At 67.4% G+C, this 17076-nt stretch carries 16 protein-coding genes; all 16 read left to right on the top strand.

What is annotated here, in order from left to right; translation table 11 throughout:
• Positions 1-4 precede the first annotated feature (4 nt).
• Positions 5-1171, top strand: a complete 1167-nt coding sequence (locus tag DEIPH_RS08200) for a sensor histidine kinase (RefSeq protein ID WP_034356607.1) — start codon at positions 5-7, stop codon at positions 1169-1171.
• 377 nt (positions 1172-1548) lie between these two features.
• Entirely contained in the window at positions 1549-1881 is a 333-nt protein-coding gene (locus DEIPH_RS08195; RefSeq protein WP_034356859.1) for an NADH-quinone oxidoreductase subunit A, read from the top strand.
• Between the two features lie 133 nt (positions 1882-2014).
• The gene (locus DEIPH_RS08190) at positions 2015-2551 is read left to right on the top strand and encodes a NuoB/complex I 20 kDa subunit family protein (protein ID WP_034356604.1); all 537 of its coding nucleotides are present in this window, start codon (positions 2015-2017) and stop codon (positions 2549-2551) included.
• On the top strand, positions 2548-3198 hold the full coding sequence (locus DEIPH_RS08185) for an NADH-quinone oxidoreductase subunit C (protein ID WP_034356856.1): 651 nt from the start codon (positions 2548-2550) through the stop codon (positions 3196-3198). Before DEIPH_RS08190 ends, DEIPH_RS08185 begins: the two co-directional genes overlap by 4 nt.
• A 121-nt stretch (positions 3199-3319) precedes the next feature.
• A complete protein-coding gene (gene nuoD / locus DEIPH_RS08180; protein ID WP_034356602.1) occupies positions 3320-4531 on the top strand; it encodes an NADH dehydrogenase (quinone) subunit D in 1212 nt (403 codons plus the stop codon).
• A gap of 83 nt (positions 4532-4614) precedes the next feature.
• Positions 4615-4992: a hypothetical protein gene (locus DEIPH_RS08175; protein WP_152544859.1), complete on the top strand. Its 378-nt coding sequence runs from the start codon at positions 4615-4617 to the stop codon at positions 4990-4992.
• Between the two features lie 2 nt (positions 4993-4994).
• On the top strand, positions 4995-5621 hold the full coding sequence (nuoE, locus tag DEIPH_RS08170; RefSeq protein WP_034356598.1) for an NADH-quinone oxidoreductase subunit NuoE: 627 nt from the start codon (positions 4995-4997) through the stop codon (positions 5619-5621).
• Positions 5618-6958 (top strand): NADH-quinone oxidoreductase subunit NuoF, encoded by a 1341-nt coding sequence (nuoF, locus tag DEIPH_RS08165; RefSeq protein ID WP_034356596.1) that lies wholly within the window; start codon positions 5618-5620, stop codon positions 6956-6958. The genes nuoE and nuoF overlap by 4 nt, the downstream gene beginning before the upstream one ends.
• Positions 6959-7076: 118 nt before the next feature.
• The gene (gene nuoG, locus DEIPH_RS08160; RefSeq protein ID WP_034356592.1) at positions 7077-9263 is read left to right on the top strand and encodes an NADH-quinone oxidoreductase subunit NuoG; all 2187 of its coding nucleotides are present in this window, start codon (positions 7077-7079) and stop codon (positions 9261-9263) included.
• Positions 9263-10429 (top strand): NADH-quinone oxidoreductase subunit NuoH, encoded by a 1167-nt coding sequence (nuoH, locus tag DEIPH_RS08155; protein WP_034356589.1) that lies wholly within the window; start codon positions 9263-9265, stop codon positions 10427-10429. Before nuoG ends, nuoH begins: the two co-directional genes overlap by 1 nt.
• A 73-nt stretch (positions 10430-10502) precedes the next feature.
• Positions 10503-11042: an NADH-quinone oxidoreductase subunit NuoI gene (gene nuoI, locus DEIPH_RS08150; protein WP_034356586.1), complete on the top strand. Its 540-nt coding sequence runs from the start codon at positions 10503-10505 to the stop codon at positions 11040-11042.
• Positions 11043-11166: 124 nt separating this feature from the next.
• Positions 11167-11760 (top strand): NADH-quinone oxidoreductase subunit J, encoded by a 594-nt coding sequence (locus tag DEIPH_RS08145; protein WP_034356584.1) that lies wholly within the window; start codon positions 11167-11169, stop codon positions 11758-11760.
• Positions 11760-12062, top strand: a complete 303-nt coding sequence (gene nuoK, locus DEIPH_RS08140) for an NADH-quinone oxidoreductase subunit NuoK (protein WP_034356581.1) — start codon at positions 11760-11762, stop codon at positions 12060-12062. Before DEIPH_RS08145 ends, nuoK begins: the two co-directional genes overlap by 1 nt.
• Before the next feature lie 7 nt (positions 12063-12069).
• Entirely contained in the window at positions 12070-13986 is a 1917-nt protein-coding gene (gene nuoL / locus DEIPH_RS08135; RefSeq protein ID WP_034356578.1) for an NADH-quinone oxidoreductase subunit L, read from the top strand.
• Between the two features lie 106 nt (positions 13987-14092).
• Positions 14093-15517 (top strand): NADH-quinone oxidoreductase subunit M, encoded by a 1425-nt coding sequence (locus DEIPH_RS08130; RefSeq protein WP_034356576.1) that lies wholly within the window; start codon positions 14093-14095, stop codon positions 15515-15517.
• Positions 15518-16966, top strand: a complete 1449-nt coding sequence (locus DEIPH_RS08125) for an NADH-quinone oxidoreductase subunit N (RefSeq protein ID WP_034356573.1) — start codon at positions 15518-15520, stop codon at positions 16964-16966.
• Positions 16967-17076: the final 110 nt, after the last annotated feature.

Raw genomic sequence — 17076 nt, 5'->3', positions numbered from 1 at the left:
CGTCATGTCCATTGCCCATTCCCAGGTGGCCCAGGCCCAGGTGGTCTTCGTCGTGTCCCACGACCGGGCGCACGCCGAATTGCTTGCGCCCGCGCTGGCGGACGCCGAGGTCTTCTCCATCCCCGATGCCGAGACGCTGCTGCGTGAGGCGCATGTCCGCCCGCCCGCAGTGGCGCTGCTGTACGCCGACACGCGCGGTGTGCCCCTGGCCGAGGTGCTGCCGCTGCTGCGCCAGCGCGCCGAACTGGCGGGGACCTACTGGCTGGCGGTGGGCAGACAGGGCCTCGGGGCGCTGCTGGCCTCGGGGGCGGACGCGCTGGTCAGCGACGCCACGCCGGTCGGCGCGCTGGCCCTCCAGGTGCGCACGCTGCTGGGCCGCGCCGCCCAGCACCGCGACCTGGAGGGCCGGATCGCGCAGTACCAGCGCCGTCTGGAAACCTGGGAACACGAGGAGCGGGTGCGCGACCAGCTTGTCCATATGCTCGTCCACGACCTGAAAAATCCCATCGCCGCCGTCATGGGCCTGCTGGAAGTGGTGGAGGACGACCACCGCGTCCCCGACGACGCCCGCGACCTGGTGAAGGTGGCCCGCGACGAAACCGGGCACCTGCTGCACCTCGCCGTGAACATGCTCGATGTCCGCAAGATCCAGGCGGGCAAGATGCACCTGAGGCCCGAACTGGTCTTCAGCCCGATGTTCGAGGAAGTGGTCGAGCAGGCGCGCGGCGACGTGGGCAGCGGCCTGCGTGACCGGCACATGCAGGTGGAGGTGGCGCCCAACCTCAGTCCCACCCGCGCCGACCCGGAAATCCTGCGCCGCGTCCTGGCCAATCTGGTCAGCAACGCCCTGAAACATACCATCACGGGCGGCGTGATCCAGCTTCACATCTGGCAGAACGAGGACGAGACGTACGTCACGGTCCGCGACGACGGTGAGGGCATCCCCGCCGAGGACCTGCCGAACCTGTTCGCGGCCTTCGAGCAGTCGCGCCTGACCCTGCATGGCCGCTTCGACACCGGCATGGGCCTGGCCTTCTGCAAGCTGGCCGTCGAGGAACACGGCGGGCGCATCTGGGCCGAGTCCGAACGGGGCCGCGGCTCGACCTTCACCTTCACCCTGCCCCTGGCCCAGGACGGCGAGGACGATGATTTCGTGGAACTGCTGAGCTGAGGCCGGGGAAATCCCGAGAGGACAGCCGGCAGCAGCGCCGCAGTCTGGCGTCCGGGAGACAGGTCCGGTCGGTTAGGCCGCGAGCGCCTGAGCGACCGGGCAGCACAGATGCCGCCCGCCTGTTCCGGGCCGGGTCATTCCGTGCGGCCCGGGTCTTTCGGCGGCGCGCGAACCTGGGCGTGGCGCCCAGGTTCGCGCCGCCCAGAACGTGTTTTCGTGCTAGAACATGAGGCGTACCACAAGTCGGTTGCAGATTCGGTTCGTCAGGCCCGCGTCTCTTTTTTTCGAGCTACTCGTGCGTTTTTTCACGAGCTGTTAGGAGAGAAAGAGACAGAGGCGGAAGGGAGACTCCCATCGAGTACGCGAATTTCGTGATCATGCTGCTGGTGGCGCTGGGGATCGGCATCCTGGCGGTCATTGCCAGCGCCATCCTGGGGCCGAAGAAAGCCACCCGTGCCAAGCTGATGGCCTACGAGAGCGGCAACGACCCCGAGGGCGGCGTGGGCACCGGCCAACGCTTCCCGGTGCATTTCTATCTGGTCGCCATGCTGTTCATCGTCTTCGACATCGAGACGGCCTTTTTCTACCCGCTGGCGGTGGCCTACCAGAAGCTGGTGCCGTTCGCCTTCTGGGAAGCCCTGACCTTCGTGGGCCTGCTGCTGGTCGGGTACTACTACATCCTGAAAAAAGGGGTGCTGGAATGGGCGTAGGCGCTGCGCGCTGTCTGACCGTCAAAAGGTCTGACCGTCTAAAAAAGCCGATAGCCTTTGCGGTCAGACCTTCAGACGGTTTGACCGTCAGACCCAAGCCGGACTTGCAAAGCCGTGAAACGGAGGCTTGCCCATGGCCCTGAAGGAACTCTTCGACCGCGACTGGCAGGAACTCGAATCCGAGGGGGTCCTGTTTTCCAGTCTGGAGAAGCTGGTGGCGTGGGGGCGCAGCAACAGCCTGTGGCCCGCGACCTTCGGGCTGGCGTGCTGCGCCATCGAGATGATGAGCAGCACCGACGGGCGCAACGATATGAGCCGCTTCGGCTCGGAGGTCTTCCGCGCGTCTCCCCGGCAGGCGGACGTGATGATCGTGGCCGGGCGGCTGTCCAAGAAGATGGCCCCGATCATGCGCCGGGTCTACGACCAGATGCCCGATCCCAAGTGGGTAATCAGCATGGGGGCCTGCGCGAGTTCGGGTGGCATGTTCAACAACTACGCCGTCGTGCAGAATGTGGATACCGTGGTGCCGGTGGACGTGTTCGTGCCCGGCTGCCCGCCCCGCCCCGAGGCCCTGATCTACGCCGTGATGCAGCTTCAGAAAAAGGTGCGTGGCGAGGCCTACGACGAACGCGGCCAGGAACTCCCGATGGTGGAGGCGTGGACCAGATGACGGAGCGGCCTGAACCCATCGTCTTCACCGCCTCTGCCGGAGCGGGCGTGACGGACCCCCGCGACGTGACCGGCCTGATGGCTGAACTGGGCCTGGAGGCCGAGCGCAGCACCGAGCCGACGGCCCCGGTCCCCCCGGAGCGGCTGCGTGAGGTGGCGTTGGCCCTCAAGGAACGCGGGTTCATGTTGATGGACAGCGTCGGCGTGGACTACGGGGCCTACCCGGAGCGCAGGCCCGCCCGCTTCGCCGTGCTGCACAACATCTATCACCCGGAAGACCACCGCCGCCTCTTCCTGCGCGTCTGGCTGGAGGAGGGGCAGCCCTTAGACAGCCTCTATCCCGTCTGGCGGGCCGCGAACTATCTGGAGCGCGAGGTCTACGACCTGATCGGCGTGGCGTTCGTCGGCCACCCCGACCTCCGCAAGATCCTGACGCCCGACGACCTCGAAGGCCACCCGCTCCGCAAGGACTTTCCCATCGGGGAGTCGCCCACCCTGTTCCGCGAGGGACGCTTTATCGACCCCGCCGCCTTCCGCGCGGGCCTCAGCGGCCAGAACGCGGGCCTGACCGGCTGGCGCGGCGAACTGCGCCGGGGCCAGGGCGAGGACCGCGTGCCGCCGGTGATGCCGGAAGGGGGGCCGAAGTGAAGCGCGCTGGCGCGCGGTCTGACCGTCTAACCGTCGAACGGTCTGAAGGCGTTGGACTTCTGGCGGTTCGACCGTTCGACCGTTTGACCTTCAGACAGGCGCCACCCCAGGAGGTGCCCGCATGACGACCGAGCCACTGACCCCCCCCACCGGCGGCGCCCTCCTCCACACCGAGATCATGAGCCTGAACGTGGGGCCGCAGCATCCTAGTACGCACGGCGTGCTGCGGCTGGTGGTGGACATGGACGGCGAGTATGTGGTGAAGGTCACGCCGCACATGGGCTACCTGCACACCGGCTTCGAGAAGACCTTCGAGCACCGCACCTACCACCAGGGCGTCACCTACGCGCCGCGCACCGATTACCTGCACTGCTTCGGCCACGAACTCGCCTACGTGCTGAGTGTCGAAAAGCTCCTCCAGGCCGAGGTGCCCGAGCGCGCGACCACGGTGCGCGTGATCCTGCACGAACTCGGGCGCATCCACTCGCATCTGGTGTTCGTGGGAACGGGCCTGCTCGACCTCGGCGCGCTGACCCCTTTCTTCTACGCCTTCCGTGAGAAGGAGGCGTTGCAGGACCTGTTCGAGGCTGTTTGCGGCTACCGCATGAATCAGGGGTATTTTCGCGTGGGCGGCCTCGCGCGCGATATCCCCGAAGACTGGCCCGCCCGCGTCGCCGCCTTCCTCGACACCTTCGAGCGCGGCGTGGACGAGTACGAGACGCTGTTCGCCAGAAATCCGATCTTCCTCGACCGGGCGACCGGTGTGGGCGTGATTCCGCGCGACGTGGCGATCGACCTGGGCCTGACCGGGCCGAACCTGCGGGCCAGCGGCGTCCCCCTCGACCAGCGCAAGGCCAACCCCTATTGCGGCTACGAAACCTACGACTTCGAGGTGCCCGTCAGCCAGGCCGGGGACAGCCTCGCCCGCTTCCAGCTGCGGCTGCTGGAGTTCCGCGAGAGTGCGAAGATCGTGCGCCAGGCCCTGAAGCGCCTCACGCCCGGCCCAGTCAAGGACCCCAACCGCAAGATTTCGCTCCCGCCCCGGCACGAGCTGGAGACGAGCATGGAAGCGGTCATCCACCACTTCAAGCTGGTCACGGAGGGCTTTCACCCCCCGGTGGGTGAGGTGTACGTCCCCACCGAATCGGCGCGGGGCGAGGTCGGCTACTACATCGTCTCGGACGGCGGCTCGATGCCCTACCGCGTGAAGATTCGCGCGCCCAGCTTCGTGAACCTTCAGGCGCTCGAATACGCCTGCGTGGGCGCACAGTTCGCGGACCTGATCACGATTCTGGCGACGATCGACCCGGTGCTGGGGGATGTGGACCGGTGAGGAACCTCAGTGTCACGGGTTCGGACATGAGGCGCGGGTTGCTCCCTGACCTCCTACTGGGAGGCGTCCCAGGGGTAGTGCTCTTGTTCTACTCCGGCGCGGTTGTGATGGGCAGCTTCGTGGTGTTGAGAGAAGCGTCGTTCGATGGCGTGGGCCTGTCCGCACAGATGTTCTTGCTGGGCATGCTGGGCGTGTTCGCCTGCCTCTCGCTTCTCGCGGTGCTGCTGCGTTTTGCTCGGGGAACGCAGGCGTCACTCACGCCCCGAGTGGCCGTTTCCCTGCGCTGGGGATTGGGAGCGGGCATCATCCTGACCGCCGCTGTGATCCTCCTGCTCGTGTTGGACCTCTTTCAAAGGGGAACGGGTGTGGACGGCACCACGGCGCTGATCTGCGCGTTGTTCCTGGCTCCCGCTGTGGTGGCGGCCAAGTATATCCGGGTACTTCAAAAGGTTGGAGGCTAGGCTTGTCCTACTTTGCAGACAAACAACCCCTCGTGACGGACATCTTCAGTCGCTACCCGGCCTCTCCACAAGGCCGACGCTCGGCGCTGATGCCGCTGCTCCGCGAGGTGCAGGACGCCGAGGGCTTCGTGTCCGAGGCGCGCATGGCCGAGATCGCGGGGCTGTGCGGCACCACAGCCACCGAGGTCCGCTCGGTCATGAGCTTCTATTCGACCTATCACACCCTGCCCACCGGGCGGTATCACCTTCAGGTCTGCTCCACGCTGATGTGCGCGCTGGCGGGGAGCGATGAACTGTGGGACCACCTCGTTTCGGTGCTGGACGTGCAGCCCGGCGAGGTCAGCCCGGACGGGCGCTTCAGCGTGCAGAAGGTGGAATGCCTCGGCTCGTGCGGGACGGCCCCGGTCGTGCAGCTAGGCGACGAGGGCTATTACGAGCAGGTTACCCGCGCGAAGTGTGACCGCCTGCTGGCCGCCATGCGGACAGACGCCCCGCCCCCGCCCGACAACCCGGTGCCCGTCACCGTGCGCGAGGACGGGCGGCAGATGCTGGCGAATGGCGAACGGGTCGGGGCCAGCATCGCGGACCTTGCTCCCGTGGGCAGTGCCATGTCAGGGGGTGAGGCGTGACCGTCGCGGAACCCGCCCCCAAACCCATCACCAGTGGCAAGGATCCCCGCTTCGCGCCTACCCTCTACGCCCATGTCGGGCAGCCGGAAAGCTGGACGCTCGACTACTTCCAGCGTCACGGTGGGTATCAGGGTGTGCGCCGGGCCTTCGCCATGGGACCGGACGCCGTCATCGAGGAAGTCAAGAAATCCGGCCTGCGCGGGCGTGGCGGCGCGGGCTTCGCCACCGGCCTGAAGTGGTCCTTCATGCCGCTGAAGGACGGTAAACCGCACTACATCATCTGCAACGCCGACGAATCCGAGCCGGGCAGTTTCAAGGACCGTTACCTGCTCTCCGAAGACCCGCACCAACTGATCGAGGGCATGCTGATCGGCGGGTACGCCATGCGCGCTTCGGTGGGCTACATCTACATTCGCGGCGAGTATGTCCACGCCGCCGAGCGGATGTGGGCCGCGATTCAAGAGGCGCGGGCAGCGGGCCTCCTCGGCAAGAGCGTGCTGGGCAGTGGCTTCGACTTCGACCTGCAAGTGCACCGGGGGGCCGGGGCCTACATCTGCGGCGAGGAAACCGCGCTGATGAACTCCCTGGAAGGGCTGCGCGCCAACCCGCGCCTCAAGCCGCCCTTTCCCGCCGCCGCCGGGCTGTATGGGCTGCCGACCACCATCAACAATGTCGAAACCTTCTGCGCGGCCACGCAGATCCTGAAGTACGGCGCGGACTGGCATGCCCGCATGGGCACCGAGAAATCCAAGGGCATGAAGCTTTTCCAGATCAGCGGCCCGGTCGCGCGGCCCGGTGTGTACGAGCTGCCGCTGGGCACCACCTTCCGCGAGTTGATCTACGACTGGGCGGGCGGCCCGCTGGAGGAGATGAAGGCCATCATCCCCGGCGGCTCCAGTTGCCCGATGCTCCCCTGGGACGACCGTGTGCTGGATACGCCGATGGAGTACGAGAGCGTGGCCGCCGCTGGCTCCATGCTCGGCACGGGCGGCGTCACCCTGATTCCGAAGGCCGACTGCATCGTGAACGCGACCTGGAATCTGGTGCGCTTCTACGGGCACGAAAGTTGCGGCAAATGCACGCCCTGCCGCGAGGGCATCAGCTCGTGGATGACCCGCATGTACGAGAAGCTCTCTCGCGGGCACGGTCAGCCCGGCGACGTGCAACTGATCCTCGACATGAGCGACAACATCGGCGGCCGGAGCTTCTGTGCCCTGGCCGACGCCTGCCTGGGGCCGGTGCTGAGCAGCATCAAGCTCTTCCGCGAGGAATACGACCAGCTGGCGCACACCGAGCAGGCGATGTATCCGGCGCGGCGGCGGTGGAGGGACTCGTGAAGCGGCTGACTGCCCGGTGTCCAACCGTCGAACGGTCTGACCGTCTGACCGCCGAAGCCCCCACGCCTTTAGACCTTTCGACTCTTAGACCTTTAGACGCCGACCCTAGGGAGGCCTTATGAAAGTCGTTGTCGACGGCACCGAACTCGACCTCCCGGCGGGCACCAGCGGGATCGACGCCGTGTTCGCCGCCGGGCGGGACGTGCCGTATTTCTGCGCGCACCCGTACCTCTCGCCCGTCGGGGCGTGCCGCATGTGCCTGGTCGAATCCGGTTCGCCGCGCAAGGAGAAGGACGGCACCTTCACCCTGGACGAAGCGACCGGGCAGCCCAAAATCTTCTGGTTCCCCAAGCCGATGGCGGCCTGCACCATGCAGGCGACCGACGGCATGCACATCCGCACCGCCAAGACTTCGGACGTGGTGGCGAAGGCGCAGGCGGGCATGATGGAGTTCACGCTGCTGAACCACCCGCTCGACTGCCCGACCTGTGACAAGGGCGGCGCCTGCGAGCTTCAGGACCGCGCCTTCGAGTACGGCTACGGTGCGAGCCGCTTCGGCTTCGACCGCCGCCATGCCGACAAGCACTACCCGCTGTCCGACTTCGTGATTCTCGATCAGGAACGCTGCATCCACTGCAAACGCTGCGTGCGCTACTTCGAGGAAGTGCCGGGTCAGGAGGTGCTGGACTTTATCGAGCGCGGCGGGCACACCTTTATCGACACTGGGGAAGGCGGCCTGCCCACCGGCTTCCAGGGCAACATCACCGACATCTGCCCGGTGGGGGCGCTGCTGGACAACGTGGCGCGCTTCCGGGGCCGCAACTGGGAATACGACCACACGCCCACCACCTGCACCCTCTGCCCGGTGGGCTGCTCGGTCACGCTGGACGCGCGCAACGGCCGGCTGGAACGCGTCGTGGCGGGCGAGAACCGCGAGGTGAACGAGGCCTGGATCTGCGACGCGGGCCGCTTCGGGCATGTGTTCGCCTCCGAGGAGCGTCTGACCGTGCCCCTGATCCGCGTGGACGGCCAACTGCGCGAGACAGACTGGGATGGGGCGATTGCGGCCATGCAACGGGGCCTGGGGGGGATGAGCCTCGCCGACCTCGCCCTGTACCTGAGCGCCGACAGCACGCTGGAGGAAGGGGCGGCGCTGGAGGCCCTCGCGGGGCTGACCGGCACTCCTTCGGTGGACCACTGGCCGCGTTACGGGATGAACGTGGAGACGACCGCCACGCTGACGGACGTGGCGACCGCCGACGCGGTGATCGTGCTGGGGGCCGATCTGGGCGAGGAAGCCCCGGTGCTGGAACTGCGCGTGCTGGAGATGCTGCGCGGCGGCATCCTTCCGCCCGAGTTTCCGCACGGCACCGCGATTGCCGACCTGCGTCTGGTCGAGCGCCCCACCCGGCATCCCGAACGCCTCGCGGTGATCGGTGGGGAGTCGCGGCTGTCGGCGCACGCGGGCCTGCGCGTCTCGGCCAATGGGCACAATGCCCTCGCGCGGCTGATGAGGCCCGACACGGACGAGTTGCGCGCGGCGGCGGGGCTGTTGGCGGAGGCGAAGAAGCCGGTTCTCATCCTCGGCGCAGATGTGCTGAACAGCGTGACTCAGGACTTCACGGCAGCGCTGGCCGACCTCGTCACCCGCACGGGCGCGAAGGTGCTCCCCATCTCCGCCGCGCCGAACAGCAAGGGACTGGCGCACCTGAACCTCGTTCCCCGTGCGGGTGGCCTCGGGTATGACCGGCTGGAGGAGGCGCGGGCGGCCTTCATCTCGCGGCTGGACCCCGCCGCTCACAGTTTGCCGGGGCGGGCACGCGGCTTCACCATCGTTCACGACACGCACCTGACCCGTACGGCGCGGCTGGCCGATGTCGTCCTCCCCGCCGTCACCAACTACGAGAAGCGCGGGACGACGGTGAACCTCGAAGGTCGCCTCCTTCCGCTGCGGCAGGCGGCGCTCAGCGCGGGCGAGGGGGCCGACCTGATCCGCACCCTGACCGCGCTGGCCGAGGTGCTGGGCGTGCGCGCTCCGGTGCGCGGCCTGAAGTCGGCCCAGGCCCTCCTGCAAACTCGCCTCGGCGTGGACGTGACCGGGCTGCCGAACGGCGGCGTCATCCGCCCGCTCGGCCAGCGGTTCGAGGCCCCCGCCGGGCAGGTCTATGCCCCGCGCCTTTGGAAGGAACGGATGCACCCTGATCCCGAACGCCGGGGAAGCGGCGTGCCGGACCGCGAAGACCGTATTGCTACCTGGGAACTGCCGATGCACGACCCGGCGCTGCAACCGGGAGGGGACGACTGATGCCCGACTGGCTCGCCCAACTCCTCGTCACCCTGCTCAAGGCCGTGCTGGTGGCCCTGGCGCTGCTGACGACCTTCGCCTACATGACCCTGATCGAGCGGCGGCTGCTGGCGCGAATGCAGATTCGCATCGGGCCGAACCGCGTGGGGCCGATGGGCCTCCTGCAACCGCTGGCGGACGCCATCAAGAGCATCTTCAAGGAAGACCTCAGCGTCACGCTGGCCGACAAGCTGGTGTACACGCTCGCGCCCATCGTCGCCATCGGGATGGCGCTGACGGCCTTCGGGGGCATTCCCGCCGGGCCGCCCCGCAGCCTGTTCGGGGCCGATCCCTGGGTCTACAACCTGGACGCCGGGATTCTGGTGCTGCTGGCGCTGACCAGCATGGGCGTGTACGGCATCTTCCTGGGCGGCTGGGCCTCGGGGTCCAAATACCCGATTCTGGGCGGCCTCAGAAGCAGCGCGCAGATGATCTCCTACGAACTCGGCATGGGCCTGAGCATCCTGGGTCTGCTGATGCTGGTGGGCAGCACGTCTTTCCGCGCCATCGTGGAGTGGCAGGCCCTGAACGGCTGGCTGATCCTCTTTCAGGTGCTGGGCTTTGCTCTCTTTCTGGTCAGCTCCTTCGCGGAGACCAACCGGACCCCCTTCGACCTGCCGGAAGCCGAGCAGGAACTGGTGGCGGGCTACCTGACCGAGTATTCCGCGATCAAGTGGGCGCTCTTTCAGATGGCCGAATACGTGAACATGATCACCGCCTCCGCCGTGATGTCCACGCTGTTTTTCGGCGGCTACCGGGGGCCGGTGTTCCTCGACGCGCTGATTCCCGGCATCTCGGGCTGGCCGATTGTCTGGCTGGTCGTGAAGATCGCCTTCTTCCTGTTCCTGTTCATCTGGGTGCGCGCCACCTTGCCCCGCCTGCGCTACGACCAGCTGATGCGCTTCGGCTGGAAACTGGTGCTGCCGGTTGCGCTCCTCAACACGCTGATGACCGCCGCGTATCTGGCCTTTGCGCGCGGCACGGGCCTGTGGCTGCTGGGTCTGCTGAGCCTGGGCGGCCTGCTGCTGCTGTTCGTTCTCAGCGACCGGGTGCGCGGGTTGTGGAACACGCCCACGCAGCGCCGCGACAGGGAAGCGGCGGCGGTTCGCACGTCGGGGGGCGACTGAATGCAGAGCCGTCCGCTTTCGGCCGTCCGCCGCTGGCACCTTCTCGTCCCCGATCACTCTGCCGGAGGTTCATATGGGCGTTCTTGAAATCGCCAAGGGCATGGGCGTCACGCTCGGGAAGCTCTTTCAGAAGCCGGTCACGGTCAGCTACCCCGAGCAGCGCGCGACCCTTCAGCCACGTTTCCGGGGGCGGCACGTCCTGACCCGTCACCCCGGCACCGGCCTCGAAAAGTGCATCGGCTGTAGCCTCTGCGCCGCCGTGTGCCCCGCCTACGCGATCTATGTGGAGGCCGCCGAGAACGATCCCCTCAACCCCACCAGCCCCGGCGAACGCTACGCGAAGGTCTACGAGATCAACATGCTGCGCTGCATCTTCTGCGGCCTGTGCGAGGAAGCCTGCCCGACCGGCGCGGTGGTCCTCGGCAACGAGTTCGAGATGGCCGACTACCGCTACCGCGACTTCGTGTACGGCAAGGAAGACATGCTGGTGGGCGTGGAAGGCTCCCTGCCCCAGCGCCGCGAGGCCGCGCACACCGGCAAGCCCGTCCGCCTCGGCTTTCAGGTGCCGCAGGGCGCGAGGCCCGAACTGGAGGGGGTGGAGTACCCGCGATGAGGCAGAGAGCAGAGAGCTGGCGCTGTCTAACCGTCACACCGTCTGACCGTCTGAAAAAGTCGGCGGCCTTTGCGGTTAGACCTTTAGACGGTTTGACCCTTAGACCCAGCCCGCAGGTGCGCCCATGATCGCCTTCATCCTCCTGGGTGCCCTCACCCTGGTCGGTGCAGTCATCACGGTCGCGGCGCGCAATGCCGTTCACGCGGCGCTGGGGCTGGTGGGCACGCTGCTGAGCGTGGCGGGGCTGTTCGCCAGCCTGAGCGCGTCCTTTCTGGCAGCGACGCAGGTGATCGTGTACGCCGGGGCGATCATGGTGCTGTTCCTGTTCGTGATCATGCTGCTCAACGCAAATGCGCCCGTGCGGGGCCGTGACCCGGTGCCCTTCGTGCGCGAACTGGCCGGGATCGGCGGCGTGGTGCTGGCGGGGGCCTTCGCGGTGCTGGCCTTTACCTACAAAGACCCCCGGCCCCTGGCGGAAGGCGTTGCGGCGACCCGTGGCGGCGGGGCCGGGCCGGTCGGTGAAGTGCTGCTGACGCGCTTCCTGCTCCCCTTCGAGGCGGTCAGCATCCTGCTGCTGGTGGCGATTGTGGGCGCGGTGGCGCTGGTGAACCGGCCCGCGCCGCAGCCGGACGGTGTGGCGGATACCGGGGGCCTGACGCTGCCGACCTCCCCCGACCTCCAGTCCGAAGCCCTGTTGCCGGAAAAGGTGCGTGCCTGATGGCCCCGACCGCCTATTACATCGCCCTGTCGGGCCTGCTGTTTGCCATCGGCATGATCGGCGTGCTGACCCGGCGCACCGCCATCATGGTCTTTCTGAGCGTCGAGCTGATGCTGAACGCCGCGAACCTCGCGCTGGTGGCCTTCGCCCGCGCCTGGGGTGACCTGACCGCCCAGACCGCCGTCTTCATCGTGATGACGCTGGCCGCCGCCGAGGTGGCGATCGGCCTCGCCATCATCGTGTCTATCTTCCGCAAGCGCGAGACCACCAACGTGGACGACCTCGCTGGCCTGAAAGGCTGAGTGGCGCGTGCCCCTGTACCTGCTTCCTCTCTTTCCGCTGATCGGCTTCGCGCTGCTGATCCTGTTTCCGCGCCTCTTTCCCGGCAGGGCGGCGGGCTGGCTGGGGTCGGCCACCGTGCTGGCGAGTTTCGTCGTCGCTGGAGCGCGCTACCTCGGCCAGACGGACACGCCCGCCCACGAGGTCCTGTGGACCTGGCTGCCGAACATGGCGCTGAACGCCAACCTGTCCGCCGGCTTCTACCTCGATCAGCTCAGCGCCCTGATGGCCCTGATCATCACCGGCGTCGGTTTCCTGATCCACGTCTATTCGGTCAGCTACATGGGCCACGACCCGAAGTTCACGCGCTTTTTCGCGTTCATGAACTTCTTCGTGGCGATGATGCTGATTCTGGTGCTGGCCGACTCCTACCCGCTGATGTTCGTGGGCTGGGAGGGCGTGGGCACGGCGAGTTATCTGCTGATCGGCTTCTGGTTCAGCGGGCGCAACTCCGAGGCGTCGGATAAGGACCTGCGCGGGGCCAGCGACCGCGAGGGCGTCGCCAACTCCAACGCCGCCCGCAAGGCCTTCATCATGAACCGCATCGGGGACCTGGGCTTCATGCTGGGGATGTTCCTGCTGTTCAAGCTGTACGGCACGCTCTCGATTCCCGAACTCGCGGCGCGGGTGCCAGGCGCGCAGGTGGCGACGGCGGGCATCGAACTCGCCTGCCTGTTCCTGCTGGTGGGCGCGATCGGCAAGAGCGGTCAGCTCCCCCTCACGACCTGGCTGCCGGACGCGATGGCGGGTCCCACGCCCGTCTCCGCGCTGATCCACGCCGCCACGATGGTCACGGCGGGCGTGTACCTGATCACGCGCAGCCACTTCCTGTACGATCTCGCGCCCGTCGCCTCGACCTGGGTCGCGTGGGTGGGCGGTCTCACCGCGCTGTACGGGGCACTCTCGGCCCTGAACCAGCACGACATCAAGAAAATCCTGGCGTACTCCACCGTCTCGCAACTGGGCTACATGTTCATGGCGGTGGGCCTGCACGCCTACTCGGCGGGCGTGTTCCACCTGCTGACGCACGCTTTCTTCAAGGCGCTGCTGTTCCTCTCGGCGGGTGCGGTCATCCACGCGCTGCATGAGGAACAGGACGTGCGCGCGATGGGCGGCATGCGGAAGTTCATGCCCTTCACGCATATCGCCGCACTGATGGGTGTCCTGGCTATCTCGGGCATTCCGATCTGGAGCGGCTTTTTCAGCAAGGACGCGATTCTGGCCGCCGCCTACACGTCCAGCCCGCTGCTGTACGTGGTCGGGCTGGGGGTGGCGCTGCTGACCGCCTTCTACATGGGCCGCTGGTACTTCCTGGTCTGGCGCGGTGAGTACCGGGGCCACGTTCCGCACCCGCACGAGGCCGACGGGCTGATCAAGGTGCCGCTGGGCATTCTGGCGGCGCTCGCCACGCTGGGCGGCTTCCTGAACGTCCCGGCCTTCCTGGGCGGCGGGCACGCCTTCGACGCCTACCTGGGCCGCGCCATTCCCGTTCACCTGCACGAGATTCCCGCCGCGACCGAGTGGCTGCTGACCCTGCTGGCGGTGGCCGCCGGGGTGGGCGGGCTGCTGTGGGCGCTGGCCGAACACCGCCGCCGCAGCCTGGCGGACGGACCGCTGGGACAGATCAGCAGCAACGCGCTGTATCTCGACCGGGTGTATGACGGCCTGATCGGGGCGCCCAGCCGCGCCATTGCTGAGGGCCTGGACGTGGTGGACCGGGGTGTGGACGGCACCCTGGCCGGGATTGCCCGCACCAGCGCCGCGCCCGGAGGCCTGTTCTCGCTCTGGCAGAGCGGCTTCGTCCGCGCCTACGCCGTCTCGATGCTGCTCGGCACGGCGCTGATTCTGGGGTACTGGGCCATCAAGACGATTGGAGGCGGGGCGTGAGGGGAGCGCGGTACGCGGTATGCGGTGCGCGGGTTGACGCCTCGGCCCCGCACTCTTCCCTGCACCGTTTGACCGTTCGACCGTTCGACCTGCCCGGAGGGCACCCATGATCCACCTGATGATTTTCCTGCCCCTGCTGGGCAGCCTGCTGCTGCTCGCCACGCCAAAACGCTGGCGGGACGAGGTGGCAGGTTTCGTGGCGGCCCTGACGCTGGGCCTGGGCCTCCTGATCTGGCGCGGCGGCGGCGCGGAGGTGTTCCGCGTGGACTGGATTCCGGCGCTGGGCGTCACCTACTCGGTGGCGCTGGACGGCGTGAGCCTGACGCTGGCGCTGGTGACGGCCTTCATGTCGTTCATCGCGGTGCTGTACGCGGCGCGGCGGATCAGCAATCCCGGCACGATGCTCTCGCTGGTGCTGGCGATGGAAACGGGCCTGCTGGGCATCTTCGCGGCGCGTGACCTGCTGCTGTTCTACGTCTTCTTCGAGACGGCGCTGCTGCCCGCCCTGCTGATGCTGGCGATCTACGGCAAGCCGAACCGGATGCGCGCGCTGGTGAAGTTCGCCGCGTACACACTGTTCGGCAGCCTCCTCATGCTGCTCTCGATCATCGGCGTGAAGGCGTACGGGGGCAGCCCAACTTTTGCGCTGGCCGACCTGATCCAGAACCCGGTGAAGGGTGCGGCGCAGACCTGGCTGTACCTGGGCTTCCTGGCGGCGATGGCGGTCAAGCTGCCGCTGTGGCCGCTGCACGCCTGGCTGCCCGACTTTCACGAGCAGAACCATGACAGCGGCGTGCCGGACGTGATGGGCACGCTGTACAAGGTGGGCGGCTACGGCCTCTTCCAGTTCGGGCTGCCGCTGTTTCCCGACGCCTCCGAGCAGCTCCGCCCCATCCTGATGGGCCTGGCCGCCTTTACCGCGCTGTATGCCGCCTGGATCGCCTTCCGGCAGACCGACTGGAAACGGCTGATCGCCTACGCGGGCCTCTCGCATATGGGCTTCGTGGCGCTGGGTGTCTTTTCGCTGAACGAGACGGCCACCATTGGCGCGATGTACCTGCTGGCCTTCCAGAACGTCTATACGGGCGCCCTGTTCCTGGCGGTCGGGATGCTTCAGGAGCGGGTCGGCAGCGTGCATACCCGCGTCGGCGGCGTGATGACGCAGGCGGGCGCTCTGGGCGGGATGACGCTGGCGCTGTGGTTCGCCTCCATCGCTGTGCCGGGCCTGGCTGGATTTGTGGGCGAGTTCAGCGTGCTGCTGGGGGCGTATCAGGTGCAGCCCTGGCTGGCCTTTATCGCGGGCCTGTCCACCATTGCCGCCGCGGCCTATGCCCTCACCGCGTTCCAGACGACCTTCTGGCAGGGGCGTCCGCTGGGGGCGGTGCGGGTGGCCGACCTGCGGCACACCGAGTGGCTGGTGCTGGGGCTGCCGCTGGCGGTCGCCGTCTTCTTCGGGGTGTATTCCGCCCCGGCCTTGAACCTGATCCAGCCCGCCGTGCGCGGGGTTCTCGCTGGCCTGGGAGGTCAGTAGATGTTGCAAGTGCCTGACGTTCACCTCGCGCCCATGCTGCCTATCCTGATCGTGCTGGCCGGAGCACTGGCCAGCACAGTACTGGGCTTTCACCTGCCCCGGCGGGCGCTGACGATCATCAACCTCGTCATGCTGGTGCTGAGCGGCGTCAGCATGGCGTATCTCTGGAACAGCGGCGCGGCGGCCTTCGGCGGCTCGCTGCAAGCCGACAACGCCGCGATTCTGCTGGGAATCACCATCCTGATCGGCAGCGCGATGACGCTGCTGGTCAGTCTGGACACGGCCTACCGCGCCCGCGTCAGCTTCCCGGAGTTCGACGCCATGCTGATGTATGCGGTGACCGGTACGCTGCTGATCGCCTTTTCGGGCGACCTGATCACCATGCTGATCGGCCTGGAGATCATGAGCCTCAGCGGCTACGTCCTCGCCACCCTCCAGGACTCGCGCCCGGCGGAGGAATCGGGCCTGAAATACTTCCTGCTGGGCGCGGCGGGCAGCGCCATCCTGATCTACGGGATCGCCTTCGTGTACGGCGCGACCGGCAGCCTGAACTATGCGGGCATCGCGGCCAAGACGGCAGGGCTGACCCCCGAAAACGTGGGCATCCTGGTCGGCGGGGCGCTGCTGCTGCTGGCGGGCTTCGCGTTCAAGGTCGCGCTGGTGCCCTTTCACCAGTGGACGCCGGACGTGTACAGCGGCGCGCCGACCAGCGTCAGCCTCTTTCTGAGTACGGTGGTGAAGGTCGCGGCCTTCGCGGGGATGCTGCGCGTGTTCGGCGGGGCGCTTCAGAACGCCCCCGGCTGGGCCTCGGTCCTCCAGATTCTGATCGCGGCCACGCTGATTATCGGCAACGCCGCCTCGCTCTTCCAGACCAACTTCAAACGGATGCTGGCGTATTCGGCGGTGGCCCACACCGGTTTTCTCGCCCTGACGCTGCTCGGCACGCCTGCGCTGGGCGGCGCGGCCATGACGTATTACCTGCTGATCTACACGCTGATGACCGCCGCCTCGTTCGCCATCGTCGCGGCGCTGCAACGCAGCGAGAAGGGCATGGAGATTGGGGATCTGCGCGGCCTGTACTACCGTCATCCGGGTTACGCGGTCGCGCTGGCGGTGTGCCTGGCCTCGCTGGCAGGGTTGCCGCCCTTCGCGGGGTTCTTCGGCAAATATCTGGCGTTCCAGGCCGCCTTCCAGAACGGGTACGTGTGGCTCTCGGTGCTGGCGGCCCTCGCCAGCGTCGCCGCGCTGGTGTACTACCTGCGTCCCGCCATGCTGATGTTCATGCCCGACCGCACCCCCGCCCGCGAGTACCAGCATGGCGAGCGCCCCGCCACCACCTTCACGGTCGCGCTGGGTGTGGTCGGCGTGACGGTGCTGGGTATCCTGCCGAACCTCTGGTATGGGTGGGTGGCGAATCCGGGCATCTGGGGTGCTTTGGCGGGGAGGTAGGTTGTGGGCAGTAGGTTGTAGGAAAAGATCAGGGAGGGGCCGTCAGAATCATGCTGGCGGCCCCTCCTGACCTTCCCGCCCCGCTCGGATTTCAGGTTTGCGTGTCAACC

The organism is Deinococcus phoenicis (assembly GCF_000599865.1).
GTDB lineage: Bacteria > Deinococcota > Deinococci > Deinococcales > Deinococcaceae > Deinococcus > Deinococcus phoenicis.
This window is presented reverse-complemented; position numbering and strand designations above follow the sequence as displayed.

Bases quoted from the DNA above. Each gene is read 5' to 3' on its own strand.
- DEIPH_RS08200 (WP_034356607.1), top strand. From the start codon at position 5: ATGTCCATTGCCCATTCCCAGGTGGCCCAGGCCCAGGTGGTCTTCGTC.
- DEIPH_RS08195 (WP_034356859.1), top strand. From the start codon at position 1,549: ATGCTGCTGGTGGCGCTGGGGATCGGCATCCTGGCGGTCATTGCCAGC.
- DEIPH_RS08190 (WP_034356604.1), top strand. From the start codon at position 2,015: ATGGCCCTGAAGGAACTCTTCGACCGCGACTGGCAGGAACTCGAATCC.
- DEIPH_RS08185 (WP_034356856.1), top strand. From the start codon at position 2,548: ATGACGGAGCGGCCTGAACCCATCGTCTTCACCGCCTCTGCCGGAGCG.
- nuoD (WP_034356602.1), top strand. From the start codon at position 3,320: ATGACGACCGAGCCACTGACCCCCCCCACCGGCGGCGCCCTCCTCCAC.
- nuoG (WP_034356592.1), top strand. From the start codon at position 7,077: ATGAAAGTCGTTGTCGACGGCACCGAACTCGACCTCCCGGCGGGCACC.
- nuoH (WP_034356589.1), top strand. From the start codon at position 9,263: ATGCCCGACTGGCTCGCCCAACTCCTCGTCACCCTGCTCAAGGCCGTG.
- nuoI (WP_034356586.1), top strand. From the start codon at position 10,503: ATGGGCGTTCTTGAAATCGCCAAGGGCATGGGCGTCACGCTCGGGAAG.
- DEIPH_RS08145 (WP_034356584.1), top strand. From the start codon at position 11,167: ATGATCGCCTTCATCCTCCTGGGTGCCCTCACCCTGGTCGGTGCAGTC.
- nuoK (WP_034356581.1), top strand. From the start codon at position 11,760: ATGGCCCCGACCGCCTATTACATCGCCCTGTCGGGCCTGCTGTTTGCC.
- DEIPH_RS08130 (WP_034356576.1), top strand. From the start codon at position 14,093: ATGATCCACCTGATGATTTTCCTGCCCCTGCTGGGCAGCCTGCTGCTG.
- DEIPH_RS08125 (WP_034356573.1), top strand. From the start codon at position 15,518: ATGTTGCAAGTGCCTGACGTTCACCTCGCGCCCATGCTGCCTATCCTG.